Source organism: Streptomyces noursei (assembly GCF_001646665.1).
Taxonomy (GTDB): Bacteria; Actinomycetota; Actinomycetes; order Streptomycetales; family Streptomycetaceae; genus Streptomyces; species Streptomyces lavendulocolor.
In genome coordinates this window covers 117550-143960 of the sequence record NZ_LWBU01000169.1, presented here as the reverse complement: position 1 = coordinate 143960, position 26411 = coordinate 117550, and the positions used below count along the sequence as shown (strand labels likewise).

The 26411-nt window shown below is 71.2% G+C and carries 27 protein-coding genes and 1 tRNA gene; 14 read left to right on the top strand and 14 right to left on the bottom strand.

All coding sequences use genetic code 11. The features are described from left to right. Window positions 1-32 precede the first annotated feature (32 nt). Both A4V12_RS14360 and A4V12_RS14355 read left to right on the top strand, forming a co-directional pair. Entirely contained in the window at window positions 33-797 is a 765-nt protein-coding gene (locus tag A4V12_RS14360) for a DUF4239 domain-containing protein (RefSeq protein ID WP_064069721.1), read from the top strand. A 120-nt stretch (window positions 798-917) separates the two neighbouring features. After that, the gene (locus A4V12_RS14355) at window positions 918-1469 is read left to right on the top strand and encodes a DUF6344 domain-containing protein (RefSeq protein WP_064069720.1); all 552 of its coding nucleotides are present in this window, start codon (window positions 918-920) and stop codon (window positions 1467-1469) included. Window positions 1470-1576: 107 nt separating this feature from the next. Here A4V12_RS14355 and A4V12_RS14350 read toward each other — a convergent pair whose 3' ends face one another. Further along, window positions 1577-2293: a DUF5324 family protein gene (locus tag A4V12_RS14350; RefSeq protein WP_064069719.1), complete on the bottom strand. Its 717-nt coding sequence runs from the start codon at window positions 2291-2293 to the stop codon at window positions 1577-1579. 266 nt (window positions 2294-2559) lie between these two features. On the opposite strand from A4V12_RS14350, the gene A4V12_RS14345 reads away from it, so the two are divergent. Then, window positions 2560-3093: a peptidylprolyl isomerase gene (locus tag A4V12_RS14345; RefSeq protein ID WP_064069718.1), complete on the top strand. Its 534-nt coding sequence runs from the start codon at window positions 2560-2562 to the stop codon at window positions 3091-3093. A 133-nt stretch (window positions 3094-3226) separates the two neighbouring features. Beyond that, window positions 3227-4090 (top strand): rhomboid family intramembrane serine protease, encoded by an 864-nt coding sequence (locus A4V12_RS14340; protein ID WP_107415408.1) that lies wholly within the window; start codon window positions 3227-3229, stop codon window positions 4088-4090. A 255-nt stretch (window positions 4091-4345) separates the two neighbouring features. On the opposite strand, the gene crgA is transcribed toward A4V12_RS14340, so the two are convergent. Continuing rightward, window positions 4346-4603, bottom strand: a complete 258-nt coding sequence (crgA, locus tag A4V12_RS14335) for a cell division protein CrgA (protein ID WP_064069716.1) — start codon at window positions 4601-4603, stop codon at window positions 4346-4348. Window positions 4604-4751: 148 nt separating this feature from the next. Here crgA and A4V12_RS14330 point away from each other — a divergent pair, with 148 nt between their 5' ends. From A4V12_RS14330 to A4V12_RS14315, 5 genes are all read left to right on the top strand, one after another. Continuing rightward, entirely contained in the window at window positions 4752-5555 is an 804-nt protein-coding gene (locus A4V12_RS14330; RefSeq protein ID WP_064069715.1) for a DUF881 domain-containing protein, read from the top strand. 174 nt (window positions 5556-5729) lie between these two features. Beyond that, entirely contained in the window at window positions 5730-5891 is a 162-nt protein-coding gene (locus tag A4V12_RS38015; RefSeq protein ID WP_150175734.1) for a hypothetical protein, read from the top strand. After that, entirely contained in the window at window positions 5888-6526 is a 639-nt protein-coding gene (locus A4V12_RS14325) for an aminodeoxychorismate/anthranilate synthase component II (protein WP_064069714.1), read from the top strand. Before A4V12_RS38015 ends, A4V12_RS14325 begins: the two co-directional genes overlap by 4 nt. Then, window positions 6457-7680, top strand: coding sequence for a class E sortase (locus A4V12_RS14320; RefSeq protein ID WP_079137039.1), 1224 nt, complete (start codon window positions 6457-6459; stop codon window positions 7678-7680). The genes A4V12_RS14325 and A4V12_RS14320 overlap by 70 nt, the downstream gene beginning before the upstream one ends. 38 nt (window positions 7681-7718) lie before the next feature. Continuing rightward, window positions 7719-8396, top strand: a complete 678-nt coding sequence (locus A4V12_RS14315) for a class E sortase (protein ID WP_064069713.1) — start codon at window positions 7719-7721, stop codon at window positions 8394-8396. A gap of 102 nt (window positions 8397-8498) precedes the next feature. Here the strand turns inward: A4V12_RS14315 and pknB are convergent, their stop codons facing one another. The 6 genes from pknB to A4V12_RS14285 all read right to left on the bottom strand — a co-directional run bounded on the left by pknB (window position 8499) and on the right by A4V12_RS14285 (window position 16645). Beyond that, complete coding sequence (pknB, locus tag A4V12_RS14310) at window positions 8499-10538, bottom strand: Stk1 family PASTA domain-containing Ser/Thr kinase (protein ID WP_064069712.1); 2040 nt, start codon at window positions 10536-10538, stop codon at window positions 8499-8501. A 164-nt stretch (window positions 10539-10702) separates the two neighbouring features. Further along, window positions 10703-12169: a peptidoglycan D,D-transpeptidase FtsI family protein gene (locus A4V12_RS14305; protein WP_064069711.1), complete on the bottom strand. Its 1467-nt coding sequence runs from the start codon at window positions 12167-12169 to the stop codon at window positions 10703-10705. After that, entirely contained in the window at window positions 12166-13608 is a 1443-nt protein-coding gene (locus A4V12_RS14300; RefSeq protein WP_064069710.1) for an FtsW/RodA/SpoVE family cell cycle protein, read from the bottom strand. The genes A4V12_RS14305 and A4V12_RS14300 overlap by 4 nt, the downstream gene beginning before the upstream one ends. Window positions 13609-13635: 27 nt before the next feature. Beyond that, window positions 13636-15135, bottom strand: a complete 1500-nt coding sequence (locus tag A4V12_RS14295; protein WP_064069709.1) for a Stp1/IreP family PP2C-type Ser/Thr phosphatase — start codon at window positions 15133-15135, stop codon at window positions 13636-13638. A 138-nt stretch (window positions 15136-15273) separates the two neighbouring features. After that, entirely contained in the window at window positions 15274-15786 is a 513-nt protein-coding gene (locus A4V12_RS14290) for an FHA domain-containing protein FhaB/FipA (RefSeq protein ID WP_064069708.1), read from the bottom strand. A gap of 10 nt (window positions 15787-15796) precedes the next feature. Further along, a complete protein-coding gene (locus A4V12_RS14285) occupies window positions 15797-16645 on the bottom strand; it encodes an FhaA domain-containing protein (RefSeq protein ID WP_064069707.1) in 849 nt (282 codons plus the stop codon). A gap of 769 nt (window positions 16646-17414) precedes the next feature. Between A4V12_RS14285 and A4V12_RS14280 the strand changes: the two genes are divergently transcribed. After that, window positions 17415-17501 (top strand) — tRNA-Leu (locus tag A4V12_RS14280). A gap of 116 nt (window positions 17502-17617) precedes the next feature. Here A4V12_RS14280 and A4V12_RS14275 read toward each other — a convergent pair. Continuing rightward, entirely contained in the window at window positions 17618-18043 is a 426-nt protein-coding gene (locus A4V12_RS14275; RefSeq protein ID WP_064069706.1) for a MarR family winged helix-turn-helix transcriptional regulator, read from the bottom strand. Between the two features lie 125 nt (window positions 18044-18168). Here A4V12_RS14275 and A4V12_RS14270 point away from each other — a divergent pair, with 125 nt between their 5' ends. From A4V12_RS14270 to A4V12_RS14255, 4 genes are all read left to right on the top strand, one after another. Continuing rightward, window positions 18169-19275: a hypothetical protein gene (locus A4V12_RS14270; RefSeq protein ID WP_064069858.1), complete on the top strand. Its 1107-nt coding sequence runs from the start codon at window positions 18169-18171 to the stop codon at window positions 19273-19275. Window positions 19276-19370: 95 nt separating this feature from the next. Further along, window positions 19371-20825 carry a DUF2252 domain-containing protein gene (locus A4V12_RS14265; RefSeq protein ID WP_064069705.1) on the top strand — a complete coding sequence of 485 codons (1455 nt, stop codon included), beginning with the start codon at window positions 19371-19373 and terminating at the stop codon, window positions 20823-20825. Between the two features lie 33 nt (window positions 20826-20858). Then, window positions 20859-21692: a hypothetical protein gene (locus A4V12_RS14260; RefSeq protein WP_064069704.1), complete on the top strand. Its 834-nt coding sequence runs from the start codon at window positions 20859-20861 to the stop codon at window positions 21690-21692. 156 nt (window positions 21693-21848) lie between these two features. Then, window positions 21849-22193, top strand: coding sequence for a rhodanese-like domain-containing protein (locus A4V12_RS14255; RefSeq protein WP_064069703.1), 345 nt, complete (start codon window positions 21849-21851; stop codon window positions 22191-22193). 330 nt (window positions 22194-22523) lie between these two features. Here the strand turns inward: A4V12_RS14255 and A4V12_RS14250 are convergent, their stop codons facing one another. From A4V12_RS14250 to paaA, 5 genes are read right to left on the bottom strand one after another with little or no spacing between them, the layout of a single operon-like run. Next, window positions 22524-23591 carry a 2Fe-2S iron-sulfur cluster-binding protein gene (locus tag A4V12_RS14250; protein ID WP_064069702.1) on the bottom strand — a complete coding sequence of 356 codons (1068 nt, stop codon included), beginning with the start codon at window positions 23589-23591 and terminating at the stop codon, window positions 22524-22526. Then, window positions 23592-24104 (bottom strand): 1,2-phenylacetyl-CoA epoxidase subunit PaaD, encoded by a 513-nt coding sequence (gene paaD / locus A4V12_RS14245; RefSeq protein WP_064069701.1) that lies wholly within the window; start codon window positions 24102-24104, stop codon window positions 23592-23594. Beyond that, window positions 24098-24823 carry a 1,2-phenylacetyl-CoA epoxidase subunit PaaC gene (paaC, locus tag A4V12_RS14240; RefSeq protein WP_064069700.1) on the bottom strand — a complete coding sequence of 242 codons (726 nt, stop codon included), beginning with the start codon at window positions 24821-24823 and terminating at the stop codon, window positions 24098-24100. The genes paaD and paaC overlap by 7 nt, the downstream gene beginning before the upstream one ends. Continuing rightward, window positions 24820-25107: a 1,2-phenylacetyl-CoA epoxidase subunit PaaB gene (paaB, locus tag A4V12_RS14235; protein ID WP_064069699.1), complete on the bottom strand. Its 288-nt coding sequence runs from the start codon at window positions 25105-25107 to the stop codon at window positions 24820-24822. Before paaB ends, paaC begins: the two co-directional genes overlap by 4 nt. After that, window positions 25104-26057 (bottom strand): 1,2-phenylacetyl-CoA epoxidase subunit PaaA, encoded by a 954-nt coding sequence (gene paaA, locus A4V12_RS14230; protein WP_064069698.1) that lies wholly within the window; start codon window positions 26055-26057, stop codon window positions 25104-25106. Before paaA ends, paaB begins: the two co-directional genes overlap by 4 nt. Window positions 26058-26411 lie beyond the last annotated feature (354 nt).

The following is a 26411-nucleotide window of genomic DNA, read 5'->3' as shown; positions in this document are numbered from 1 at the left end:
ACGACCGGCCCCGACGAGCAGGAGGAGTGGCCATGGAGCACGTGATCGCGACGCTGACCTTCGGGCTGCTCGCCGCACTGGTCGCCGCGGGCGCCGTCGTGGCCTGGCGCCACTTCCACCCCCCCGAGGCAGAAGAGGAGGAGGACGGCGGGGAAGTGGCCGAGTACATGTCGATGATGATCGCCCTGCTGTACGCGCTGCTGCTCGGCCTCGCCCTGGTCTCCGTCTGGGAGCTGCGCGGTGACGCGGAGAGCCACACCTCCACCGAGGCGGGCGCCCTGCACCAGATGACCGTCCTCGCGGAGGGGCTGCCCGCCGACCAGAAGGAGCGGGTCGACGCCGTGGCCCGGCGTTATGCCGTCCATGTGGTCCGGGGCGAGTGGCCGCGCATGCGGCAGGGGGCGGAGCCGAACGACACCGGGTGGCACCTGGTGCGGGAACTGCGGGCGGTGGCCGCCGCGCCGCCCGAGGCGACCTCCTCGCAGGAGGTGACGGCCCTGGAACTGCTCGGTCAGCTCAGCGCGCTCGACGACGCCCGGCGCGGCCGGGAGGCGGTGTCCCAGGAGACCCTGTCACCGGTGCTTTGGGCCGGCATCCTCGTCGGGGCGGTCCTGTCGGTCGGGATGCTGTTCTTCTTCGGCATCGGGCGCAGCCCCGGACAGCTGATGATGGCGATGGGCATGGTCGTGCTCACGGTGTTCCTGGGGCTCCTGATCCACTACCTGTCCACGCCCTTCGGCGAGGTGATGGGGGTCAGCCCGGACCCGTTCACGCGCTACTTCCCGACGGCGGCCTGAGCCGTACGAGTGGTGTTCATCGGAAGAACTGCGCAGCGGTGGCGTTGCTCCGCCGCATCCCGAGATGCGTACACATCATGAGAAAGGTATGTAGATCGCTCAACCCGAAAGCGAGGGGCCATGGCTGCCGTCAAGGTCACGCACCAGGTCACGCACTTCTGGACCGCCTTCTTCTCTCTCCTGTCCGCGATCCTCACCTCCCTCGGCCTGAAGCGCACGCCGAAGGCCGCCGTTCCGGTGTACGCCGCCGGGACGCCCGCCGCCGGCGCCACCGCCGCGGCCCGCGCGACCGCGACCGCGCCCGAATCCACGACCGCGCCCGAATCCACGACCGCGCCCGAATCCACGACCGCGCCCGCGCCCGAACCCGCACCAGGCGCCGAACCCGCACCCGCGGCCGTCCCCGCGCCCCGCTGCTCCACCCCGGTCTGGGGAGCCAACCACGACTTCCGGTCCCTGCCGCCCACCATCAAACAGCGCATCCGGGCCGAGGCGCACGGCTCCTCCCCCTCCGTACGCCACCTGCCCGCCGCCCGCATCCCGCACCCGGCGGACGTCACGGACGCGACCGACCCGGCCGACCTCGCCGACCGGATCGACCTCATGGAGAAGGCCGACCGTGCCGACGACGCCGACCGGGTCGGTCGTGGTGATCTCGCCCTTGCCGCCTAGGGCCTGTCGTCCGGATCCTGCCGGGCTCGTGACGCCGGGACACCGCGCCTCGCGGCGACGTCGTCCCCGCCACCCCCGGACCATCGGATCCGAACCGGCGAAAGACCCTAACGGCGCTCGTCGTCCGTACCCGCGTCGGCGTCGGCTTCGGCCTCCGCCTGCTTGGCCTCCACCTCGGGGTCGAGTGCGGCCGGGCCCGTACCGTCGACGGAGGTCAGCGGAGTGCGCTCCGGGACCTCGGTGGGAGCCGGGGGCTCGACCAGCCAGTCCGGGTTGGCCTGCTTGTCCCACCACTTCCATGCGGCGAACGCGCTGCCGGCCAGAACGCCGAAGACCGCGAGCCCCTTGGCGATGCGGCCGGCCCTGGCCCGACGCTCGTGCTTCCTCACGATCCTCTGAATGTCCTTGACCGTCACCTGACCGCGTACGGCGGCCACGGCGGCGACCGAGCGGGCCATCGCCTGCTCCCTCACGGGTTGAGTGGCGGCCACCGCCTGCTCCACCCGCGGCTTGGTGTAGTCGGCTGCCTGACGTGCGGCCTGACGGGTCCGGACCGCTGCGCGATGCGCGGCCTCGTCGACCCTCGGCGGCACATGGGGGGCGACGCGCGTGTCGAACTGGACTCGTGCCTGAGTACGGGCCTGACGCGCGGCCTTCGAGACCTTCGGCGCGACCCTGACACGTGCCTCGTTCGCGTAATGCTGCGCGTAGTGCGCGGCCGTGTCCTTTGCCGTTTCGGCATAGGGCGCCACCACTTCCGCGGCGTGTCGCACGCTTTCCTTTGCCGAGCTGGTCGCGGCGCGCACGCTGTCCTTGCGGGTCACGGGATCCTCCTCCTCGGTGGCGGGGTCGGTATTCGCCTTTCCGTCCTGTTTGAAATCATGCCTGTCGGTGTCATGGTCGGCATGCGGTGCGGGGGCATCCGGGGCATCGGCGCGCGAACGCGTCACCACCACGGGCCCTGTGGCCACGCTGCCACGGTTCGCCCTCCCGCGCGGCGCTTCCGCCAGGACGGGCCCACCTTTCTTCGTGGGCGGCCCTTCCGTGCGAGGATCGGTGGACGTCAGAGCAGACTTACGGAAGGCACATCGTGGCCGAGCAGCTTTACGCCACCCTGAAGACCAACCACGGCGACATCGAGATCCGGCTCTTCCCGGACCACGCGCCGAAGACGGTCAAGAACTTCGTCGAGCTCGCCAAGGGCGAGCGCGAGTGGACCCACCCGGCGACCGGGAAGAAGTCCACCGACCGCCTCTACGACGGCACGGTTTTCCACCGTGTCATCAGCGGCTTCATGATCCAGGGCGGCGACCCGCTGGGCAACGGCACCGGTGGCCCGGGCTACGAGTTCGGTGACGAGTTCCACCCGGAGCTGTCCTTCAACCAGCCGTACCTGCTGGCCATGGCCAACGCCGGTCCGGGCACCAACGGTTCGCAGTTCTTCATCACCGTGGCCCCCACCACGTGGCTGACCGGCAAGCACACGATCTTCGGTGTGGTCGCCAACGAGGCCGGCAAGAAGGTCGTGGACACGATCGCCGGCACCCAGACCAACCCGCGCACGGACCGCCCGGTCAAGGACGTGGTCATCGAGTCCGTCCAGGTCGAGACCCGCGCGGCCTGATCCGGGCCCCGGGCGCCCCCCTGCCGCTGTCGCCCATGACGCCGGGGGAACCTTTCCGCCTCGTCCATCCGTAAGGATGGACGAGGCGTTGTCGTCGTACGGGCACAGGCCGCGAGGCCGACGAGGGGATCCCATGGAGCAGGCGCAGATGCCGGGCTGCTACCGCCACCCCGGCGTGGAGACGGGGGTCCGCTGCACGCGCTGCGAGCGGCCGATCTGCCACGCCTGCATGGTGGACGCGGCGGTGGGCTTCCAGTGCCCGGAGTGCGTGCGCGACGGCTCGGGCACCGGGCACTCCCGCACCGCCAACCAGCCGCGCACGATCGCCGGCGGGCGGATCACGGCCGGCCACCCGCACCTGGTCACCCAGGTCCTGATCGGGCTGAACCTGCTGATCTTCCTGCTCGGCAGGCTGAACCCGGCCCTCATCGACGAGACGGTGCTCATCGGGTTCGCCTTCGACCCCGATCTCGGCCGGGTGGTGGGTGTCGCGGACGGCGAGTGGTACCGGCTGGTGACCTCGATGTTCCTGCACCAGGAGGTCTGGCACATCGCCGGCAACATGATGTTGCTGTGGCTGCTCGGCGGCACCCTGGAGGAGGAGCTGGGGCGGGTCAGGTACCTGACGCTCTACCTGCTGTCCGGCCTGGCCGGCAGCGCCTTCACCTACCTGATCGCCGCGGAGAACCAGGGCTCGCTCGGTGCTTCGGGCGCGATCTACGGGCTGCTGGGCGCCACCGTGGTCCTGGTGCGACGGCTCAACCGGGACATGCGGCCCATCATGGCCCTGGTGGTGATCAACCTGGTGATCACCTTCGCGTGGGACGGGATCGCGTGGGAGGCGCACATCGGTGGCCTGATCGCCGGCGTGATCCTCGCGTACGCCATGGTCAACGGCCCCCGTGAGCGGCGGGCGCTGCTGCAGGGCGCCGCGTGCGCGCTGGTGCTCGGGCTGGCCCTGGCCACCGTGGTGCTGAGGACGGCCGCGCTCACCTGAGCGGTGATTGTCCCCACCGTTGTCCACAGCGTGTGTTCGATCTTGCGCAACGTGTCGGGAACGCCTGTGCCCCTCGCCTCTGACCTGCGGTTTCTCAGGTCCGGCAAGGGGCGCGCCGACCTGCGGGGGCGGTCGGCTGCGATCACATCGGCGTCAACTCGATGCAAGTTATCCACAGATCGTCTGACCTTTTCCACGCGCTGTGCACAACGCTGTGGATAACTCAGGGCAGGGCTTGACCGGGAGGCCCGGCCGCTACTTCCACTGGGTGGAGACGCCGAAGCCCGCCGCGATGAAGCCGAAGCCGACCACGATGTTGAGGTTCCCGAGCGACTTCACGGGCAGGGACCCGTCCGTGACGTAGAAGACCACGATCCAGGCGAGACCGATGGCGAACAGCGCCAGCATCACCGGGGCCACCCAGCTGCGGCTGGTCAGCTTGATGTTGGTCGCCTGCTTCGGGGACGGCGGCGGCGTGAACTCGGCCTTCTTGCGGATACGTGACTTCGGCACGAGGGACTCTCCTGTCGATGCGCTGCGTGACCGCGCAGGAACTGTGGCTTCGGGGCTGGTCGCCGGGGCGGAGGCGAGGGGGACCGCTGCCTCACCCGGGCGTCCGTTAGCGTAGTGGTTCCGCGGGGCTGAAGGAGATAAGGGTACGTTGAGCAATTCCGCCGACTCTCCCCAAGAGCCGGCCGGGCGCCGCAAGTGGCATCCGGTCCGGTTGCTCACCGCTGCCGTCTTCGCGCTCGCCGGCCTGATCTTCGTCACCAGCTTCAACACCGCCAAGGGCACCAACATCCGCACGGACGCCTCCCTGCTGAAGCTGTCCGACCTCGTCCGCGAGCGCAGCCAGAAGAACGCCGAGCTCGACGAGACGACCGCGAGGGTCCGGGACGAGGTCGACGCCCTCGCCCGCCGCGACGACGGCTCCACCAAGGCGGAGGACGCCCGGCTCGGCGCCCTGGAGAAGGCCGCCGGCACCACCAAGGTCGCGGGCCGGGGCCTGACGGTGACCCTCAACGATGCCCCGCCCGGCGCCCAGGCGGCTCCCGGCTACCCCGAGCCCCAGGCCAACGATCTGGTCATCCACCAGCAGGACCTCCAGGCGGTCGTCAACGCCCTGTGGAAGGGCGGCGCCAAGGGCATCCGGGTCATGGACCAGCGGCTGATCTCCACCAGCGCGGTGCGCTGCGTCGGCAACACCCTGATCCTCCAGGGCCGCGTCTACTCCCCGCCCTACCGGATCACCGCCGTAGGTGACACGGGCAAGCTCCAGCGCGCGCTGGACGACTCCACGGCCGTCCAGAACTACCTGCTGTACGTGAAGGCGTACGGGCTCGGCTGGAAGGTCGACGACCACGAGGCGGTGAGCCTCCCCGGTTACTCGGGCACGGTGGACCTCCACCACGCGGAGCCGGAGGACGCCGCGGGGGCCACCGAGTCCACCGAGTCCACCGACTGACCGGCGGGGGCGGAGCCGCGGGCGGGTCCGGGGGCGACCGGAGGCCACCGGTCCGTGACGGAGGGGGCGGGCGCCCGGCTTTCCACAGCTGACCCACCCGGGCGGCATCGCCCCGTACTCTGGTGCGGTATCGAAGGGCATCCGAGGCATTCGACGGAAGGACCGGCAGGCGTCATGTACGGCTGGATCTGGCGGCATCTGCCGGGCAACGCGTGGGTGCGGGCACTGATCTCGCTCGTGCTGGTCCTCGCGGTGGTCTACGTGCTCTTCCAGTACGTGTTCCCCTGGGCGGAACCTCTGCTTCCGTTCAACGATGTGACGGTGGACGGTCAGTGAGCGCGCGCATTCTCGTCGTCGACAACTACGACAGCTTCGTCTTCAACCTGGTCCAGTACCTCTACCAGCTCGGTGCCGAGTGCGAGGTCCGGCGCAACGACGAGGTCGAGCTGGGCCACGCGGAGGACGGGTTCGACGGCGTCCTGCTCTCGCCCGGCCCCGGCACCCCCGAGGAGGCCGGCGTCTGCGTCGACATGGTCCGGCACTGCGCCCGCACTGGCATCCCGGTCTTCGGCGTGTGCCTCGGCATGCAGTCGATGGCGGTGGCCTACGGCGGCGTCGTCGACCGCGCCCCCGAGCTGCTGCACGGCAAGACCTCGCCCGTCGTGCACGAGGGCCGCGGCGTCTTCACCGGACTGCCCTCGCCGTTCACCGCGACCCGCTACCACTCGCTGGCCGCCGAGCCCGCGGAACTGCCGGGTGTCCTGGAGGTCACCGCGCGGACCGAGGACGGCATCATCATGGGCCTGCGCCACCGCGAGTACGCCGTCGAGGGCGTGCAGTTCCACCCGGAGTCCGTGCTCACGGAGTACGGCCACCTGATGCTCGCCAACTGGCTGGAGCAATGCGGCGACACCGGCGCGGTCGGCCGGTCGGCAGGACTCGCTCCAGTGGTGGGCAAGGCCGTCGCGTGACCGCGGTGCGTCCGGAGCACGAGCACGGTTCGCCGTGGTTCCGGGCGTCGAACCAACCGGAATCCCAGGGTCCGGATCCTGGGGCGGCACCGTACGCGGCCGGCGGCCCCGGCGCCGCTCAAGGCCCCGGACTGCCCGGCCCTGAGCACGACCCTTACGCCGGTACCTGGGCGCCCGGCGCCGGCCCCGTGCCGGACGACGAGACGATGGCCCTGCGCACCGAGGCCACCCGTCGAATAGTGGCCGAACCGGCCACGAGCCCGTACGAGCCCGTCCCCGGGCCCTCGGGCGCCGCCCAGGGGTCCACGCCGGGGTCCGCCCCCGAGCGGCCCACGGGCGGCCGCGCCGAGCGCCGCAGGGCCGCCAAGGGGCGCGGACGCCGCCGCAAGGGCGCGTCCTCCCCGGCGCCCGCCCCGCCGCCGTCCCCGGACCCCGGCAGGCCGCTCACCCGCGTCGAGGCGCGGCGGGCCGCCCGGGCCCGCAAGGACAGCGTCGGTGTCGTCGCCAGCCGGGTCGTCGGCGAGCTGTTCATCACCTTCGGCGTCGTCATGCTGCTGTTCGTCACGTACCAGCTGTGGTGGACGAACATCCGCGCCGGCTTCCAGGCCGACGAGGCGAAACAGGGCATCGAGAACGCGTGGGCAGAAGGCCGCAAGCCCGACGCCTTCGAACCGGGCCAGGGCTTCGCGATCATGTACATCCCCAAGCTGGACGTCGTCGTGCCCATCGCCGAGGGCATCGACAAGAAGCGGGTCCTCGACCGGGGCATGGTCGGCCACTACGCCGAGGGGCAGCTCAAGACCGCCATGCCGTCCGACAAGCGGGGCAACTTCGCGGTCGCCGGCCACCGCAACACCCACGGCGAGCCGTTCCGCTACATCAACCGGCTGACGCCGGGCGACCCGATCGTGGTGGAGACGCAGGACTCGTACTACACGTACGAGATGACCAGCATCCTGCCGCAGACCCCGCCCTCGAACGTCTCGGTGATCCAGCCGGTGCCCGCGGGCTCGGGCTTCACCGGCCCCGGCCGGTACATCACCCTCACCACCTGCACGCCCGAGTTCACCAGTACGTACCGCATGATCGTGTGGGGCAAGATGGTCGACGAACGCCCGCGCAGCAAGGGGAAACCGGACGCGCTCGTAGGCTAGGGCGGCCTGGCTTCGACCTTCCAGACGGGACAGATGTAGTGGCACGTGCGCGCAGCCGGATCGCCGGCGTCATCAGTGTCTTCGGCGAGCTGCTGATCACCGCCGGGGTGCTCATGGGCCTCTTCGTCGTCTACTCGCTGTGGTGGACGAACGTCCTGGCCGACCGCGAGGCCGACAAGCAGGGCAGCGAGGTCCGCGACCACTGGGCCTCGGCCGCCCCCGGCGCCCTGGACACCAGGGACGGCATCGGCTTCCTCCACGTACCGGCCATGAAGAACGGCGAGGTGCTGGTCAAGAAGGGCACCGACCCCAAGACGCTCAACAACGGCGTGGCGGGCTACTACACCGACCCCGTGAAGTCCGCCCTCCCCTCCGACAAGCAGGGCAACTTCTCCCTGGCGGCACACCGCGACGGGCACGGCGCGAAGTTCCACAACATCCACAAGCTGAAGACCGGGGACTCGATCGTCTTCGAGACCAAGGACACCTGGTACGTCTACAAGGTCTACAAGACGCTGCCCGAGACCTCGAAGTACAACGTGGACGTCCTCCAGCCGGTGCCCAAGGAGTCCGGGAGGACCAAGCCCGGCCGCTACATCACGCTCACCACGTGCACGCCCGTCTACACCTCCACCTACCGCTACGTCGTGTGGGGCGAGCTGGAGCGCACCGAGAAGGTCGACAGCGCCCGTACGCCCCCGGCGGAGCTGCGCTAGCGGACCGGATACGACGGAGCCCCGGCACCCTGAGCGGGTGCCGGGGCTCCGTCGTATCCGTATCCGTATCCGTTCGGCCCGCGGGAGGACCGCCGGCCGGTGTCAGCCCTGCTCGCGGAAGGTGATCCCCGACGGGCCGCCGAAGAAGCCGCCGTCGTTGTCGCCGTCGCTGTCGCCGTTGTTCCCGTTGCCGCCGTTGTTGCCGCCGCCCTGGCAGCCCAGGGTGGTCAGCGTGACGGTGGTGGTCGCGGGGTCCACCGGGGTGCCGACCTGCGGGTCGCTGCCGGTGACGATCGCGTTGTCGTCGGCCGGGCAGTTCGGGGCGACCTGGACGTTGGTGAAGCCGGCGGCTCCCAGCGTCTGCTTGGCCTGGCCCAGCGTCTGCGGCCGCACCTCGGGCACCGGCACCTGCTGCGGCTGCTGCGGGCCCTTGGAGACCTTGAGGGTCACCTCGCTGCCCTTCGGGGCCTTGGAGCCGCCTTCCGGGGTCTGCCCGACGACGGTGTTCGCCGGCTGCTCCGAGTCCACGTCCTCGCGCTTGACCTGGAAGCCGAGCGTCTCCAGCTGCGACTTCGCGGCGTCGAACTGCTGGCCGGTGACCGGCGGTACGTCGCGCTCCGCCTGCTTGGACACCGTGAGGGTGACCCTGGAGCCCTTCTCGGCCTGGGTGCCGCCCGTGGGGTCCTGCTCCAGCACCTCGCCCGGCTGCTTGTCGGACTCCTTGTACTCGACCTTGACCTCGAAGCCCTTGGTCTCCAGGTTCCCCCGCGCGGTGTTCTCCGACTGCTCCACCACGCTCGGCACCTCGATCTTGGCGGCGCCCTCGGAGACGACGACCGAGATGGTCTCGCCCTTCTGCATCGTCCCGGACTCGGGCGACTGGCTGCAGATCGAGCCCTTCGGCCGGTCGCAGGCGTCCGTACCCGAACGGGCGATCTTCAGACCGGCCGCCTCCACCGTCTGCTCGGCCTCCGCGAACGGCTTGCCGACCACCTTGGGCACGTCGACCGGGGCCGCGCCGCCGCCGTCCTTCTCGTCGAAGACCGACTTGCCGATGAGGATCGCGCCGACCAGCACCAGGATGCCCGCCAGGACCAGCAGGATCGTGGAGACGTTCGACTTCTTCTGGCGGCGGCGGTCCGGGCGGTCGTCGTAGCCGAAGCCGCCGTCGTCCGGGTTCACCGGCGGCAGCATCGAGGTCTGCCCGCCCGGGTCGGCCGGGCGCATCGCCGTGGTCGGCTGGTCGTCGGGGCCGTAGCCGCCGAAACCGGCCGCGCCCATCGCCGCCGTCGCGGCCACCGGCTGGCCGTCGAGGCACGCCTCGATGTCGGCGCGCATCTCGTCGGCCGACTGGTACCGGTAGTCCGGGTCCTTGACCAGCGCCTTCAGGACGATGGCGTCCATCTCGGGCGTGATCTCGGGATCGAAGTTGCTCGGGGGCTGCGGCTCCTCGCGCACGTGCTGGTACGCCACCGCGACCGGGGAGTCGCCCACGAACGGCGGGCGGACGGTCAGCAGCTCGTACAGCAGGCAGCCGGTGGAGTACAGGTCGGAGCGGGCGTCGACCTGCTCGCCCTTGGCCTGCTCCGGGGAGAGGTACTGGGCGGTGCCGATCACGGCCGCGGTCTGCGTCATGGTCATCCCGGCGTCGCCCATCGCGCGGGCGATGCCGAAGTCCATGACCTTGACCTGGCCGGTGCGCGTCAGCATGACGTTCGCCGGCTTGATGTCACGGTGGACGATGCCGGCCCGGTGCGAGTACTCCAGGGCCTGGAGGATGCCGACCGTCATCTCCAGCGTGCGCTCGGGCAGGAGCTTGCGCCCCGAGTGGAGCAGCTCGCGCAGGGTGGAGCCGTCGACGTACTCCATCACGATGTACGGGATGGAGATGTTGTCGACGTAGTCCTCGCCGGTGTCGTAGACCGCGACGATCGCCGGGTGGTTGAGCGAGGCGGCCGACTGGGCCTCACGGCGGAACCGGGCCTGGAAGGACGGGTCACGGGCGAGGTCGGCCCGCAGCGTCTTCACGGCGACGGTGCGGCCGAGCCGGGTGTCGTGCGCGAGGTAGACCTCCGCCATGCCACCGCGGCCGAGCACCGAGCCCAGCTCGTACCGGCCGCCGAGGCGACGCGGCTCTTCCATAACTGTTCCAGCCCTCTCCGTCAGTCCCGACCGCACCCGTGTGTGGTCCGGCGGTGTGCTGTTCGCGCATACGCTACCGGCCACGGGAAGTCGATCGGACCGCGACCACTACCTGATACGGGACCGGTACACACCGGCACTCAGGTGCGGCCGCGGATCGCGCGTCACTTCTTCCCGTCGAGTACCGCCTTCATCACATCGCGGGCGATCGGGCCGGCGAGGCCGCCACCGCTGATGTCGTCCCGGGTGGCCTTCGAGTCCTCGACCACCACGGCGACGGCGACGGGGGAGCCGCTCTCGGTCTTGGCGTACGAGATGAACCAGGCGTAGGGGCGGGCCTTGTTCAGCTCGCCGTGCTGCGCGGTACCGGTCTTGCCGCCGACCGTCACGCCGTTGATCTTCGCCTTGCCGCCGGTGCCGTTGTTGCTCTGGACGACGCTCTCCATCATCTCCTGGACGAGCTGGGCGGTCCTCGGCGACATCGGCCGGCTCATCTCCTCCGGCTCGTGCTTCTCCAGCACGTCGAGGTCGGGCGAGCGCAGCTCCTCCACCATGTACGGCTTCATCAGCTTGCCGTCGTTGGCGATCGCCGCGGCCACCATCGCCATCTGGAGGGGGGTGGCGTTGGTGTTGAACTGGCCGATGGAGGACAGCGCGTTCTGCGGGCGGTCCATGTTCCGGTCGTAGACCGACTTGGCGGCGCGGACGGGCGTGTCGATCTCCCCGTTGTTGAAGCCGAACTTCTCCGCCATCTCGACCATCTTGTCGCGCCCGACCTCGTGGCCGAGCTTGGCGAAGACCGAGTTGCAGGAGACCTCCATCGCGTACTTCAGCGTGGCGTTCTCACAGCCCCTCGCATGGTTGACCATCTCGCGGTTCGTGTCCGGCAGGATGTACGGCTCGGGCGTCTTCGTCGCCGCGTTGATGTCCGAGACCTTGCCGTTCTCCAGCGCCGCGGCGGCCGTCAGCACCTTGAAGGTCGAGCCGGGCGGGTAGATCTCGCGCAGCGCGCGGTTCAGCTTCGGCTTCTCCGGGTCCTTCTCCAGCGCCTGCCAGGCCTTGGCGTCCTTGTCGTGGTAGCCGGCGAAGGAGGACGGGTCGTACGACGGCGTCGAGGCCAGCGCCAGGATCTTGCCGGTCGACGGCTCGATCGCGGCGACGGCGCCCTTCTTGTCACCGAGCCCCTCGAAGGCGGCCTTCTGGGCGGCGCCGCTGAGGGTGGTGACGACGTCGCCGCCCTTCTTCTTGTCGCCCGTGAACATCGACAGGGTGCGGTCGAAGAACAGCCGGTCGTCGTTGCCGGTGAGGATGCCGTCCTCGAGCTTCTCGAGCTGGTTGGCGTCGAACGCCTGCGAGGCGTACCCCGTGACGGGCGCCCACATGGGGCCGTCGACGTAGGTGCGCTTGTACTTGTAGAACGGGTCCTTGGAGTCGACGGTGCCGGTGATCGGCTTGCCGTCCACGATGATGTTGCCGCGGACGTTGGCGTACCGCTCGATCGTGACCCGCCGGTTCGACTCGTGGGTGCTCAGCTCGCCGGCGCGGACGTACTGGATCCAGTTGTCCCGGATCAGCAGGGCGAGCACCAGCAGGCCGCAGAAGATCGCGATTCGGCGCAGGGGCTTGTTCACGGTCGGACCACCTGGGTCATCTCGGCGTCGGGGGACGGGGCGGGCGCCGGCGCGGGACGGCGGGCGGTGTCGCTGATCCGCAGCAGGATGGCGATCAGGGCCCAGTTGGCGATCACGGACGAACCGCCGTACGCGAGGAACGGCATGGTCATACCGGTCAGCGGGATCAGGCCCATCACACCGCCGGCGACGACGAAGACCTGGAGGGCGAAAGCGCCCGACAGGCCGGTCGCCAGCAGCTTGCCGAACGGGTCGCGGGCGGCGAGCGCGGTGCGGATGCCCCGCTCCACGATCAGGCCGTACATCAGCAGGAACGCCATGACACCGGCCAGCCCCAGTTCCTCGCCGACGGTGGCGAAGATGAAGTCGGAGTTGGCGGCGAAGCCGACCAGGTCGGAGTTGCCCTGGCCGAGGCCGGCGCCGAGGGTGCCGCCGGAGCCGAAGGACATCAGCACCTGGGTCATCTGATCGCAGGCCTGGATCATGTTCGATCCCTCGGGGGCCGTCTCCAGGCACCCGAACGGGTCGAGCCAGGCGGCCACACGCGACTTGACGTGGCTGGCGGTCGAACCGACGACGACCGCGCCGCCCACGGCCATCAGCAGACCCATGATGATCCAGCTGGTCCGCTCGGTCGCCACGTACAGCATGATCACGAACATGCCGAAGAACAGCAGCGACGTACCGAGGTCGTTCTCGAAGACCAGGATGAGCAGGCTGACGGCCCAGATCGTGAGGATCGGGCCGAGGTCGCGGCCACGGGGCAGGTAGAGGCCCATGAAGCGGCGGCTGGCCAGGGCGAGCGCGTCCCGCTTCACCATCAGGTAGCCGGAGAAGAAGACCGCGATCACGATCTTGGCGAACTCACCGGGCTGGATGGAGAACGGGCCGACCTTGATCCAGATCTGGGCGCCGAAGACGTCCGAGCCGAGCCCGGGCACCAGGGGGAGCAGCAGCAGGATGACCGCCGCCACCATGGAGATGTACGTGTACCGCTGAAGGACGCGGTGGTCCTTCAGGAAGATCAGCACCAGCAGGAACAGCGCGACGCCGATCGCCGAGTACATCAGCTGCTTGGGCGCGTCCGGACTGTAACTCCCGAACTGGGCCATCGACTTGGCGATCACCCGCGGCGACTGGTCCAGCCGCCAGATCAGCACCAGGCCGAGGCCGTTGAGCAGCGTCGCCAGCGGCAGCAGGATCGGGTCGGCGTACTTCGCGAACCTGCGCACCAGCAGGTGGGCGATGCCCGCCAGCAGGCCCAGCCCGAGGCCGTAGCCCAGCATGCCCGCCGGGACCTCGCCGTCCAGGGCGAGGCCCACGTTCAGGTACGCGAAGACCGGGATGGCGACGGCGAAGCCGAGCAGCGCCAGCTCGGTGTTCCGGCGGCTCGGCAGATCGATCGCGCCGATGGTGGTCGTGTTGGTGACAACGCTCATGGTGGTGAAAGGCCCCCCTACGGGTGCTTACTGCTTTCCGCAGTTCGAGGCCAGCTTCTGCTCCTCCTCCGAGAGGGTGGGGCCCGGAGTCGGAGTGGCTGCGGTGCTGGTGGACGGCTTGGGCGTGGGCTCGGTCGGGAGGCCGGTCGTACCGCCGGCCTGGCCCTCACCGGGAGGTGCGGCCGGCACCTGGTCGGCGGCCTTCCGGCGCTGCTCCTGCTTCTTGCAGGCGGACGCCTGGGTGGCCAGCTCCTGGATCTTGTCCTGCGCCTTGGCGCGGCTGCCGCCGGCGATGGTCTCCTCGACCTGCTTGCGCTGGTAGTCGGGCAGGTACTTGAGTTCGATCTCCGGGTGGTCCTTCTCGACCTTCGAGAGCGAGACCCACGCCAGGTCCTGGCTGATGCCCCGGTAGAGGGCGACGTGGTCGTCCTTCGTGCCGACGAAGTACTGCGTCTGCGTCCAGCGGTAGCCGCCGTACGTCGCGCCGCCGACCACGGCCAGGACGAGCACGAGGAAGAACGATCTCTTCAGCCACTTGCGGCCGCCGCGCGCCTTGGTGAAGTCCTCGTCGCTGTACGCGCCGAAGCTGCCCTCCGGCGGCATCCCGCCGTACCCGAGGTCGTCGCCGCTGCCGGGCGGGCCGAAGCCGCCGCCGGGCGGCGGCGGGGCCTGCCGGCCGAGACCGGCCGCGCGGCCCGCGGGGGTCTCCATGGCGCCGCCGTCGTTCAGCTGCGTCTGGTTCTCGGCGACCGCGCCCACGACGACCGGGGTGTCGCTGAGCTGCCCGGCGAGGGTGTCGCCGCCGTCGACGTCCAGGACGTCCGCCACGATCACCGTGATGTTGTCGGGTCCGCCGCCGCGCAGCGCGAGCTGGATGAGGTCCTGGACGGTCTCCTGCGGGCCCTGGTAGCTGGCGAGGGTCTCCTCCATCGTCTGGTGGGAGACGACGCCGGACAGGCCGTCGGAGCAGATCAGGTACCGGTCGCCGGCGCGCACCTCGCGGATGGACAGGTCCGGCTCGACGTGGTCGCCACTGCCCAGCGCGCGCATAAGCAGCGAGCGCTGCGGGTGGGTGGTGGCCTCCTCCTCGGTGATGCGGCCCTCGTCGACCAGGCGCTGCACCCAGGTGTGGTCCTGGGTGATCTGCGTCAGGACCCCGTCGCGCAGGAGGTACGCGCGGGAGTCGCCGACGTGGACCAGGCCCAGGCGCTGCCCCGTCCACAGCAGGGCGGTCAGGGTCGTCCCCATGCCCTCCAGCTGCGGGTCCTCCTCGACCATCAGCCGCAGCTGGTCGTTGGCGCGCTGCACCGCCGTACCGAGCGAGGTGAGCAGGTCGGAACCGGGTACGTCGTCGTCGAGCGTGACCAGCGTCGAGATCACCTCGGACGAGGCGACCTCACCGGCGGCCTGGCCGCCCATGCCGTCGGCGATCGCGAGCAGCCGGGGACCGGCGTAACCGGAGTCCTCGTTGCCCTCGCGGATCATGCCTTTGTGCGATCCGGCGGCGAAACGCAGTGACAGACTCATGCGCACCTGCCCTGTCGACTCCGACGCCTCCGGGTACAGCCGGTCTCGAGCCACACTGCCCACCCTCCGGTCGGGAGCCTGTGCCGGTCACCTGTGGGCACCGCTGCGGCTCGCTCGCTCCGCTCGCTCATTGTCGTACTACTTCCGCAGCTCGATGACGGTCTTGCCGATGCGGATCGGCGCGCCCAGCGGAATCGGTGTCGGGGTGGTGAGTCGGGTCCGGTCGAGATACGTGCCGTTGGTGGACCCGAGATCCTCGACGATCCACTGGCCGTCACGGTCCGGGTAGATCCTGGCATGCCTGCTGGACGCGTAGTCGTCGTCCAGGACGATCGTGGAGTCGTGCGCGCGTCCCAGGGTGATCGTCTGCCCCTGGAGGGCGACCGTGGTGCCCGTGAGGGTGCCCTCGGAGACGACCAGCTTGGTCGGCGCTCCGCGGCGCTGACGGCCGGACTGCTGGCGCTGCTGCGGCGGTGCCGCCGTCTGCTGGCGGGCGGCCTGCTGGGGCCGCGCGGCCTCGCGGCGCGAACCGCGCTGCGTGACGCGCGTCCCGAACAGGTCGCTGCGAATGACCTGGACGGCCACGATGACGAACAGCCACAGTACGGCGAGGAAACCCAACCGCATGACCGTGAGGGTCAGCTCTGACATTGCCCCCGCTTCACCCTTCGGCTTGCCGGTAAACGATGGTGGTACTGCCCACGACGATCCGCGAGCCGTCGCGGAGCGTAGCGCGGGTGGTGTGCTGCCCGTCCACCACGATGCCGTTGGTGGACCCGAGATCCTGGATCGTCGGGGGCGTTCCGGTCCGGATCTCGCAGTGGCGGCGCGATACGCCGGGGTCGTCGATCCGCACGTCGGCCTCGGTGCTGCGGCCCAGCACGAGCGTAGGGCGGGAGATCTGGTGGCGGGTGCCGTTGATCTCGATCCAGCGGCGCACCTGGGCGCCGGGCACGGGGCCCGCGGCGCCCGGCGGGCGGCCGGCGGGCGGACGGTTCATGCCGGGCGGCGGGGCCGCCGGCATGGGAGGAGCGGCGCTGGGAGGGTAGCCGTAGCCACCGGGGCGGCCGCCGGCCGGCGGCGCGGCCGGACCGGCGTGGCCGGCCGGGCCCGCGGGGCCCTGCGACTGTGACGTACTCGACGCGAGCGTCCGGCTGCGCACCCGGTACAGGCCCGTGTCGAGGTCGTCCGCCTTCTCCAGGTGGACCTTGATCGGGCCCATGAAGGTGTAGCGCTGCTGCTTGGCGTAGTCGCGCACCAGGCCCGAGAGCTCGTCGCCGAGCTGGCCCGAGTAGGGGCTGAGGCGCTCGTAGTCCGGCGCGCTCAGCTCCACGATGAAGTCGTTGGGGACGACCGTCCGGTCGCGGTTCCAGATCGAGGCGTTGTTGTCGCACTCGCGCTGGAGGGCGCCCGCGATCTCGACGGGCTGGACCTCGGACTTGAAGACCTTGGCGAAGGTGCCGTTGACCAGGCCTTCGAGACGCTGCTCGAAACGCTTCAGGACTCCCATGGGGCACCTCCTCCGTCGTTGCCGTCCTGGTACTGCTTACTGATCGTATCCACGCGTCGGGAAATCGGCTGGTTCCCCTTCTGTGCCCTGTGGACGAGTGTCACCTCTCACAGGGATCGTAGAGGCGCCCTCCAGACAGTGTCCCGCACCTGACGCGCACCCTGGAGGAGTGGGTGGGGCGGTAAGGAGTTCCCTGTTCCGCCCAGGGTGTTCCGGACGGTTTCCCCGGGGGCGTGCGTCGTCCGCTTGCGGGCCGCCGGTCTCGGGTGTCCTCGCGGTCTCCTCGGTCTCTTCGGTCTCTTCGGTCCTCGGTCTCTTCTCGCTGTCCGCTGGTCTTCGCTGTCGGGGGTCGGTGCCGTGGGTGTCGTCGGGGTCGGTCGTCGTGTCGGGTCGTCGGGGGACGTCGCCGGTCGTGCCGGCTTCCGTGCGGCGTGCTCTCGTGCTGGTGCCCTGCGCCGGTGCGGGTGTCCGGTGCCGGGGTGGTCCGGGGCGGGTGGTCTCCGGTCGTGCCCGATGCCGGGTGTGCCGGGGCGGCGCGTGCGGCCCGGGGTGCTCGTGACCGGGTGCCGCGTGCCGTCCGGGCGGCGGTTCGTGCGTCGTGGATCGTCCCCTCCCCATCCCTTCCTTCCCCGTCCTCCCCCTCTCTGTTCGCCCGCGGGGTGCCCGAAACAAACGGATGTGAATCCACCTCCGGTGGCGTGCTAATCTTCAGATGTCGCCAGGGGGACGCACCAGCAAAGCGGTGAGGAACCAGGCGGCAACACCCAATGCGCGGGTGGCGGAATAGGCAGACGCGCTGGATTCAGGTTCCAGTGCCCGCAAGGGCGTGGGGGTTCAACTCCCCCCTCGCGCACCACCGAGAACGGGTGGCATCGATGAGATGCCACCCGTTCTTGTCGTTTCCGGGGCGGGTCGGACGGAGAATTCACACCGATCTGACGGACCGTGTGAGGAAGCTCTCAGGGCGATCGGTCACGCGCTGCCGTTGTAGCGGATCAGGTAGGCGGCGAAGCGGTCGAGGTCCTCGGTGGACCAGTCGGCCAGGCGTTCCTGGTAGGCCGCGCGGCGGCTGGCCTGCGTGGAGGACAGGGCCCGGGTGCCGGCTTCCGTGGGGTGGAGCACCTGGACCCGGTGGTCGGCCGGGTCGGGGCGGCGTTCGACCAGGCCCAGTTTCTCGAGGGTGGCGACCTGTCGGCTGACGGTCGACTTGTCCAGCAGGTAGTGGGCGGCCAGGTCGGTGGCGCGGCACCCCTGCTGGGCGTCGATGTGCGCGAGCAGGGTGTACGAGACGAGGGACAGCTCCGGGTGGAGGCGCGCGGCCGTGGCGCGGGCCCGGCGGGCGAACGCCGTCAGCTCGCGCTGGATGGTGTCGACCGACTCGTCGCGTCCGGCGGCCATGGGTCACCTCTTCCGCTTCTTCTCGTCCGTCTTGCGTCGTCTTCGCGTCGTTCTTCCTCGACATTCAGTTGTATAGTACAACGGTAAGGAAGGTTGTAAAAGCCAACCGTTGGAGGTTGTTCGTCATGTCGTCCTCGGTGTCCTCACCATCGGTCCCGGCGCGGAGGGCACCCGCCGGTTCCGGCGCCGGTACGGGTACCGCGGGTGCGCTGCGTCATGTGCTCGGTCATCTGCTGACACCGCTGCTGATGTGCGTCGGGATGGGGCTCGCGTACCTGGGCGCCTTCCACGCCCCCGCGCCGCACGACCTGCGGGTCGACGTCGTGGGCTCCGGAGCCGGCGCCCAGGTGCTGGCGCAGGCGCTGCACGACAAGGGGGACGGCGCGCTGGACGTGCGGACCGTTCCCGGGCGTGAGGCGGCGGTCGAGGCGCTGGAGGCGCAGGAGTCCTTCGGGGCGTACGTGCCCGGGGCGAAGCCCGAGCTGCTGATCGCCTCGGCCTCCTCGGACACCAGCGCCACGGTGGTGGAGAAGGTCTTCACCGGCGTCGCGGCGGAGCGGGGCGCGCCGCTGAAGGTGACGGACGTGGTGCCGGTCGCGAAGGGCGATCCCACGGGGCAGGGCGTCTTCTTCCTGCTGGTGGCCCTGTCGATCGGCTCGTACGCGTCCGTGGCGGTGATCGGCGGGGCGGGTGCCGTGCTGCCGCTGCGGCTCAGGGCGCTGCTCGCGGCGGGGATGTCGCTGGTGGTGAGCGTGATCGGGGCGGTGTTCGCCGGGCCGCTGTTCCACCTGGTGGACGAGGGACTGGGCGGCGTCTGGGCGATGGCGTGGCTGTACTCGGCGGGGATCCTGCTGATCGGCGTAGGGCTGCACACGTTCCTGAAGCGGTGGACGACGCTGGGCGTGATGGTGCTGTTCGTGATGCTCAACTTCACCAGTTCGGGCGGGGTGTTCCGGCCGGAACTGCAGCCGGGGCTGTTCGCGTCGCTGCACGCCTTCTGGAACGGCGCCGGGTTCGTCGAGGGCGTACGGGCCCATGTGTACTTCGGTGGCCACGGCCTCGGCGGACATGTGCTGGTGCTTGCCCTGTGGCTGCTGGCGGGTGTCCTCGCGATGGCCGCGGCCGGGGTGGCGGAGGCCCGGCGACGGAGCGGGGCGGTCGCGGGCTCCGGTGCCGGCCGGGACGCCGGCGAGGAGCTGGAGGAGGAACTGGAGGAGGCCGTCGCCGTCTGACCGGGGGGCGGGGTTGTCCACAGGCCGGGACGGCCGGCGGGAGGCGGAGGTACCGTCGGGGGGCAACTGAGCGACGCGGAGTGGGGGCGGGGTCCATGGGTGACATCCGGGCGGCGGTACCGGCGCAGCGCGGGACCGGTGGTGACGGCGCACGCATACCGGAGGTGCCCGGCTTCGCCTCCGTGGAGCGCGTCCGGACCGCCGGGGACTCGCCCAAGGCGCGGGGCAAGGCGCTGCGGGACCGGGTGCCCCGGTCGTCGCACGACGCGCCGGGCACGTCCGGCGACGCGGGGCGGCCGGACGCGGTGCGGGCGGTGGAGGAGTCGAGCCGGGGCCGCGTGCCCGCGCTGACCCCCATACGGGTGGGCCGGATGGCCGCCACGCCGTTCGCCTTCCTGCGCGGGTCCGCCGGACTGATGGCGCACGACCTGGCCGGCACGCCGGTCACCGGCATCAGCGCCCAGATATGCGGCGACGCCCACGCGGCGAACTTCGGGCTGTACGGCGACGCGCGCGGCCGGCTCATGATCGACCTGAACGACTTCGACGAGACCGTGACCGGCCCCTGGGAGTGGGACGTCAAGCGGCTCGCGACGTCCCTGGTGCTGGCGGGCCGGGAGGCGGGCGCGGACGAGGACGTGTGCCGGGCGGCCGCTTTCGACGCGGTGGGCGCCTACCGGCGGACCATGCGGCTGCTCGCCAAGCTGCCCGTGGCCGACGCCTGGAACGCCATCGCGGACGAGGAGCTGGTGTCCCACACCGACGCGCGGGACCTGCTCGGCACCCTGGAGCGGGTGTCGGAGAAGGCACGGAACAACACCAGTGCCCGCTTCGCCGCCAAGGCCACGGAGGAGTGCCCCGACGGCGGGCGGCGGTTCGTGGACGCGCCGCCGGTGCTGCGCCGGGTGCCGGACGCCGAGGCGGCGGCGGTCGCCGCCTCGCTGGGCGCGTACCTGGAGACGCTGCCGGAGGACCGGCTGCCGCTGCTCGCGCGGTACGCCATCCACGACGTGGCGTTCCGGGTGGTGGGCACCGGGAGCGTGGGGACGCGGTCGTACGTGGTGCTGCTGCTGGACCACCGGGGTGAGCCGCTGGTGCTCCAGGTGAAGGAGGCCCGCCCGTCCGCGCTGCTGCCCCATCTGCCGCGGGCCGGCTTCCCGGTGGCGGAGGTGGCGCACGAGGGACGGCGCGTGGTCCTCGGGCAGAAGCGCATGCAGGTCGTCAGCGACAGCCTGCTCGGCTGGACGACGGTCGAGGGCCGCCCCTACCAGGTACGGCAGTTCCGCAACCGCAAGGGAAGCGTGGACCCGGCCGCCCTCTCGGCCGACCAGGTGGACGACTACGGCCGGATGACGGGCGCCCTGCTGGCGCGGGCGCACGCGCACAGTGCGGACCCGCGGCTCATCGCCGGGTACTGCGGCAAGAACGAGGAGCTGGACGAGGCGGTCGCCCGGTTCGCCGTGGCGTACGCGGACCGGACCGAGGCGGACCACGCCGATCTGCTCGCGGCGGTCAGGGGCGGGCGCATAGCCGCCGAGCTGGGGGTGTGACGTGCCGGGGCGCGGCGCCCGTACGCTGGTCGGGTGACGACCCCGAACGATGACGTGACCGGTGCCCCGACCGCCGACGGTTCCGACGCCGCCGAGCGCCCCGAGGCGCGCCTGGAGCGGGCGGTGCGGGCGGCGGAGCAGGCGCTGATCGAGTTCGAGATCGCGGTGGAGACGTTCCGGGTGGAGGTGGAGAACTTCTCCCGGCTGCACCACCAGAAACTCGGCCCGATGTACACGCGGCTGGACGAGCTCGACGCGCTGATCGCGGAGGCCAGGGCCGCCCGGACCGGCGACCCGGAGGACGTGGCGAGGGCGCAGTCGGCGCGGGCACTGGTGATGCCCATGCCGGGCGTCGAGGAGTTGTTCGGTGACTGGATGGACTCCGCGGGCCTGTCCCCCGAGGCCGCCGCGATGCTCACCGACCGGCCGGTGCAGCCGCCCAAGCGGGTGCGGCCCAGCGACGAGGCGCGGAAGCTCTACCGCGAGCTGGCCCGCAAGGCGCACCCGGACCTGGCGCGCGAGGAGCAGGAGCGCAGGCGGCGCGAGGAGTTCATCACCCGGGTCAACGCCGCCTACGGGCGGGGCGACGAGGCGCTGCTGCGGGAGCTGTCCGAGGAGTGGGCCGCGGGCCCCGCGCCCGCCGTCCCCGAGCTCAGCGAGAGCGAGGAGCTGTACGCCCGGCTCGAATGGCTGGCGCGGCGCAAGGAACTGCTGACCGTGGTGGCGCGGGACCTGGAGGACAGTGCCATCGGCGCGATGCTGCGGATGGCGCCGGACGACCCCGACCGCCTCCTGGAGGAGATCGCCGAGCAGCTGCTGGCGCAGGTCTCCGCACGCGAGGCGGAGCTGGCGGCGCTCGCGCCGTAGCCGCCGTGCAGTAGCGTCGGGAGTACCCGCTTGCCCGTGGGTCCGGGCGGTGCCCGCCGAGCCCCGCCGCGGAGCCCGCTGCCGGGTGCCGGGTGCCCTGCCGACGGGTGGGCCGACGCCCACCGACGAGCCCACCGATGAGAGAAGGCCTGACCCATGAACTTCGCACCGCTGCCCACCGTGGACGCCGCGTCGGTGCCGGCCGACGGACTGGTGCTGGACGTCCGCGAGCACGACGAATGGGCGGCCGGGCACGTGGAAGGCGCGCTGCACGTGCCGATGAGCGACTTCGTGTCCCGGTTCGGTGAGGTCACCGAGGCCGTCGCCGACGGTCGCCGCGCCTATGTGATGTGCCGGGTCGGCGGCCGGTCGGCCCAGGTGACGCAGTACCTGGTCCAGCAGGGCATCGACGCCGTGAACATCGACGGCGGCATGCTCGCCTGGGAAGGCGCCGGCCGCCCCATGGTCACCGACAACGGCAGCCCCGCCATCGTCCTGTAGCCCGGCGCCCCGCACCCGCCCGGCGAGGGCCGGTGAGGCCGGGGGTGCCTGCGGGCCACCCCTGCCCCCTTCCGCCCGGTCCTGTCGGTCGGGGTTCGAGTCGGTACGGCGAGCGGTCCCTCCGGAGCGCTGCGGGGCGCCGGTGCCCGAACCGGGCGTCCGCCTCCACTCGGCGGACGCGCCCACGGTGCGACACGTGGCGCACGAGACCGAGCGCGACCGGTGCGGGCGGACCGGTGACGAGGGCTCGTGCCCGGGCGCGCCGCCCGCCTTCGGCGGTCCCGGCCCGGCCGCGTTCGGCCCCGGACACGGGTCCGGGCGCCGCCGGCCTCAGCGGTCGAAGTCGAGCTCCACTTCCGGGGTCACCGGGTGCGACTGGCAGGCCAGCACGTATCCCGCGTCGGTCTCCTCGCTCTCCAGCGCGTAGTTGCGGTCCATCCGGACCTCGCCGGTGACGACGAACGCGCGGCAGGTGCCGCAGACGCCGCCCTTGCAGGCGTACGGCGCGTCCGAGCGGCTCCGCAGCACCGTCTCCAGCAGGGACTCCCCTTCCTGGACCGGCCAGGTGCCGGACCGGCCGTCCAGGGTCGCGGTGAGCGTGGCGTGCGCCGGTGCCGGTGCCGAGGCCGTGCGGGCCGCGGCCGGGGCCGAGCCGTCGTCCACGTGGAAGATCTCCTGGTGGATGCGGCCCCGCTCCACTCCCATGCCCCGCAGGGCCCGCTCGGCACCGATGACCAGACCGAAGGGCCCGCACAGGTACCAGCCGTCCACATCGGCCACCGGCAGCAGCGCCGGCAGCAGTGCGGTCAGCCGTTCCTGGTCCAGCCGCCCGGAAGGCAGCCCGGACTGCTGCTCCTCCCGCGACAGCACGGTCACCAGCTGGAACCGGTCGGGGAAGCGGTCCTTCAGGTCGGCGACCTCTTCGAGGAACATCGTCGAGGCGGCCGTGCGGTCGCTGCGTATCAGGCAGAACCGGGCTTCCGGCTCACGGGCCAGCAGGGTCGAGGCCATCGACAGCACCGGGGTGATCCCGCTGCCGCCCACGACGGCCGCGAAATGGCCGGGGCGCGGCGGCAGGAGGAACCGGCCCATCGGCTCCATCACCTCGACCGTGTCCCCGACCACGAGCTCCTTGAGGGCGTACGTGGAGAACTCGCCGCCGTCCACCAGCCGGATGCCGACCCGCAGCACCGGGTCCTCGCCCTCGGGCGCGGCGGGGGAGCAGATCGAGTACGTCCGGCGGACCTCCTCGCCGCCCGCGCTCCGGCGGCGCAGGGCGAGGTGCTGTCCCGGGGTGTGGCGGAAGGTCTCGCGCAGCTCGGGCGGCACCGCGAAGGTGACGGCGACCGAGTCGTCCGTGAGCTGCTCGACCTCGCTCACCCGGAGCGGGTGGAACATCTACAACTCCTTGAAGTGGTCGAACGGTTCACGGCAGGCGGTGCAGCGGCGCAGCGCCTTGCACGCGGTGGAGGAGAAGCGGCTCAGCAGTTCCGTCTCCGTCGAGCCGCAGTGCGGACAGCGGATGGCCAGCGTGAGCGGCACGGGGCCGGTCGCGCCGCCGCCCTGGTGGCGGGGCGGCGCTATGCCGAACTCGGCGAGCTTGCGGCGGCCCTCGGCGCTGATGTCGTCGGTCGACCAGGCGGGGGAGAGGACCGTGACGACGGAGACGTCCGGCACGCCGTGGTCGCGCAGCACGCGCTCGATGTCCGAGGACATCGCCTCGACGGCGGGGCAGCCGGTGTAGGTGGGGGTCAGCTCCACCTGGACGCGCCCGGGGCCGAGGACGTGCACCCCGCGCAGGACACCCAGCTCCTCCAGCGTGAGGACGGGCAGCTCGGGGTCGGGCACGGAACCGGCGAGCCGGCTCAGCTCCTCCTCCAGCGCCGTCCTGTCCGCCGTGCCGGTCACCATGACGCTCCCGGGTGGCTGCGGTGCAGGTGCTGCATCTCGGCCAGCATCCGGCCGAAGCTCTCCGTGTGCAGGCCCTGCCGGCCGGCCCCGGCGCTCCACGCACCCGTGCGCGGGCCGTCCGGCACCGGCAGGGTGGCCCGCTCCAGGACCGCCGTGACGGAGGCCAGCCAGTCGGACTCCAGTTCGCGCCAGTCGACGTCCAAACCGTCCACCGGCTGGAACAGCTCGCCCGTGAAGCGCCACAGCGCCGTGCAGGCCCGCAGCATCCGCTCGTGGCTCTCGGGGGTGCCGTCGCCCAGCCGCAGTGTCCACTGCTCGGCGTGGTCCTGGTGGTAGGCGACCTCCTTGACCGCCTTGGCCGCGAGCCCTGCCAGGTCGCCGACTTCGCCGGCCGCGGCCAGCCGGCCGTACAGCAGCCGCTGGTAGGTGGAGAAGTACAGCTGCCGGGCGATGGTGTGGGCGAAGTCGCCGTTCGGCTGCTCGACCAGCTGGACGTTGCGGAACGCCCGCTCCTCGCGGAGGTACGCCAGCTCGTCCTCGTCACCGACGAGGGAGAGCAGCACCCGTGCCTGGCCGAGCAGGTCCAGCGCGATGTTGGCGAGCGCGACCTCCTCCTCCAGGACGGGGGCGTGGCCCGCCCACTCCCCGAGCCGGTGCGACAGCACCAGCGCGTCGTCGCCCAGGGCGAGCGCAGCGGCCGTGTTCACGGTGGCGGTCACAGGTTCTTCACCCCCTCCGGGACCTCGTAGAAGGTCGGGTGCCGGTAGGGCTTGTCCGCGGCCGGCTCGAAGAACGGGTCCTTCTCGTCCGGCGAGGAGGCGGTGATGCCGGCCGACGGCATCACCCAGATGGAGACGCCCTCACTGCGGCGGGTGTACAGGTCCCGTGCGTTGCGCAGGGCCATCTCCGCGTCCGGCGCGTGGAGGCTTCCCGCGTGCGTGTGGGACAGTCCGCGGCGCGAGCGCACGAACACCTCCCACAGCGGCCACTCGCTGGTCGTCATGCCGTCGCCTCCCCGTGCTTCGCCGCGTACGCCGCCGCGGCGTCCCTGACCCAGGCGCCGTCCTCGTGGGCACGGCGACGCTGGGTGATGCGCTGTTCGTTGCAGGGCCCGTTGCCCTTGAGGACGTCCCAGAACTCGGTCCAGTCGATGGGGCCGAAGTCGTAGTGCCCGCGCTCCTCGTTCCACCGGAGATCCGGGTCGGGGAGGGTGAGGCCCAGGGCCTCGGCCTGCGGGACGCAGATGTCGACGAACCGCTGCCGCAGGTCGTCGTTCGAGTGCCGCTTGATCTTCCACGCCATCGACTGCGCCGAGTGCGACGACTCGTCGTCCGGCGGGCCGAACATCATCAGCGACGGCCACCACCAGCGGTTCACCGCGTCCTGCGCCATCGCGTGCTGCTCGGGCGTCCCGCGCGAGAGCGCGAGGAGCGATTCGTACCCCTGGCGCTGGTGGAACGACTCCTCCTTGCAGATCCGCACCATCGCGCGGGCGTACGGCCCGTAGGAGCAGCGGCACAGCGGCACCTGGTTGGTGATCGCCGCGCCGTCCACGAGCCAGCCGATGGCGCCGACGTCGGCCCAGGTCAGCGTGGGGTAGTTGAAGATGGAGGAGTACTTCTGGCGCCCGGCGTGCAGCTTGTCGAGCAGCTCGTCGCGGCTGGTGCCGAGGGTCTCGGCGGCGCTGTACAGGTACAGACCGTGCCCCGCCTCGTCCTGCACCTTGGCCATCAGGATCGCCTTGCGCCGCAGCGAGGGCGCGCGGGTGATCCAGTTCGCCTCCGGCTGCATGCCGATGATCTCGGAGTGGGCGTGCTGGGCGATCTGCCGGACCAGGGTGGCGCGATACGCCTCCGGCATCCAGTCGCGCGGCTCGATCCGCTCGTCGGAGGCCACGGCGGCATCGAACACCGCCTGGTACGCCTCCTGCGTGTCCGCAGTCACTGCCGTCATCGGGCCCCCTACCGACCGATCGTTCGGTTGAATGACTTCAATGGTGAGTCGGCGGCCCGTATGGTGTCAACCCTGTGGATAACTCCGGCTGATCGATGGGGACGGGAACGGGGCGGGATGGACTCGTACGACAAGGAGGCGGGTGGCCGAGCCCGGCGCGCCACCGATACGGAAGGCTCCGGCACCGTGCCCCCTCCGGCCGCCCCCTCCGCCGCCGCCCCCTCCGGCCCGGAATCCAGCCCCGGCGCCCCTTCGGAACCGGCCGGTGAGGCCTCCTCCGCATCCCCGGAGGCCCGCTGCGCCGATCGGGCGACCGAGCGGGCCATCACCCCCGGTCCGGGTGCCGCACCGGCG

Bases quoted from the DNA above. Each gene is read 5' to 3' on its own strand.
- paaB (WP_064069699.1), bottom strand. From the start codon at position 25,107: ATGACGACCAGCGAGTGGCCGCTGTGGGAGGTGTTCGTGCGCTCGCGC.
- A4V12_RS14250 (WP_064069702.1), bottom strand. From the start codon at position 23,591: ATGTTCCACCCGCTCCGGGTGAGCGAGGTCGAGCAGCTCACGGACGAC.
- A4V12_RS14270 (WP_064069858.1), top strand. From the start codon at position 18,169: ATGTCGTCCTCGGTGTCCTCACCATCGGTCCCGGCGCGGAGGGCACCC.
- A4V12_RS14285 (WP_064069707.1), bottom strand. From the start codon at position 16,645: ATGGGAGTCCTGAAGCGTTTCGAGCAGCGTCTCGAAGGCCTGGTCAAC.
- paaD (WP_064069701.1), bottom strand. From the start codon at position 24,104: ATGGTGACCGGCACGGCGGACAGGACGGCGCTGGAGGAGGAGCTGAGC.
- A4V12_RS14340 (WP_107415408.1), top strand. From the start codon at position 3,227: ATGGAGCAGGCGCAGATGCCGGGCTGCTACCGCCACCCCGGCGTGGAG.
- A4V12_RS38015 (WP_150175734.1), top strand. From the start codon at position 5,730: ATGTACGGCTGGATCTGGCGGCATCTGCCGGGCAACGCGTGGGTGCGG.
- A4V12_RS14275 (WP_064069706.1), bottom strand. From the start codon at position 18,043: ATGGCCGCCGGACGCGACGAGTCGGTCGACACCATCCAGCGCGAGCTG.
- A4V12_RS14300 (WP_064069710.1), bottom strand. From the start codon at position 13,608: ATGAGCGTTGTCACCAACACGACCACCATCGGCGCGATCGATCTGCCG.
- paaA (WP_064069698.1), bottom strand. From the start codon at position 26,057: ATGACGGCAGTGACTGCGGACACGCAGGAGGCGTACCAGGCGGTGTTC.
- A4V12_RS14255 (WP_064069703.1), top strand. From the start codon at position 21,849: ATGAACTTCGCACCGCTGCCCACCGTGGACGCCGCGTCGGTGCCGGCC.
- A4V12_RS14290 (WP_064069708.1), bottom strand. From the start codon at position 15,786: ATGTCAGAGCTGACCCTCACGGTCATGCGGTTGGGTTTCCTCGCCGTA.
- A4V12_RS14360 (WP_064069721.1), top strand. From the start codon at position 33: ATGGAGCACGTGATCGCGACGCTGACCTTCGGGCTGCTCGCCGCACTG.
- A4V12_RS14265 (WP_064069705.1), top strand. From the start codon at position 19,371: ATGGGTGACATCCGGGCGGCGGTACCGGCGCAGCGCGGGACCGGTGGT.
- pknB (WP_064069712.1), bottom strand. From the start codon at position 10,538: ATGGAAGAGCCGCGTCGCCTCGGCGGCCGGTACGAGCTGGGCTCGGTG.
- A4V12_RS14320 (WP_079137039.1), top strand. From the start codon at position 6,457: ATGCGGCGACACCGGCGCGGTCGGCCGGTCGGCAGGACTCGCTCCAGT.
- A4V12_RS14355 (WP_064069720.1), top strand. From the start codon at position 918: ATGGCTGCCGTCAAGGTCACGCACCAGGTCACGCACTTCTGGACCGCC.
- A4V12_RS14295 (WP_064069709.1), bottom strand. From the start codon at position 15,135: ATGAGTCTGTCACTGCGTTTCGCCGCCGGATCGCACAAAGGCATGATC.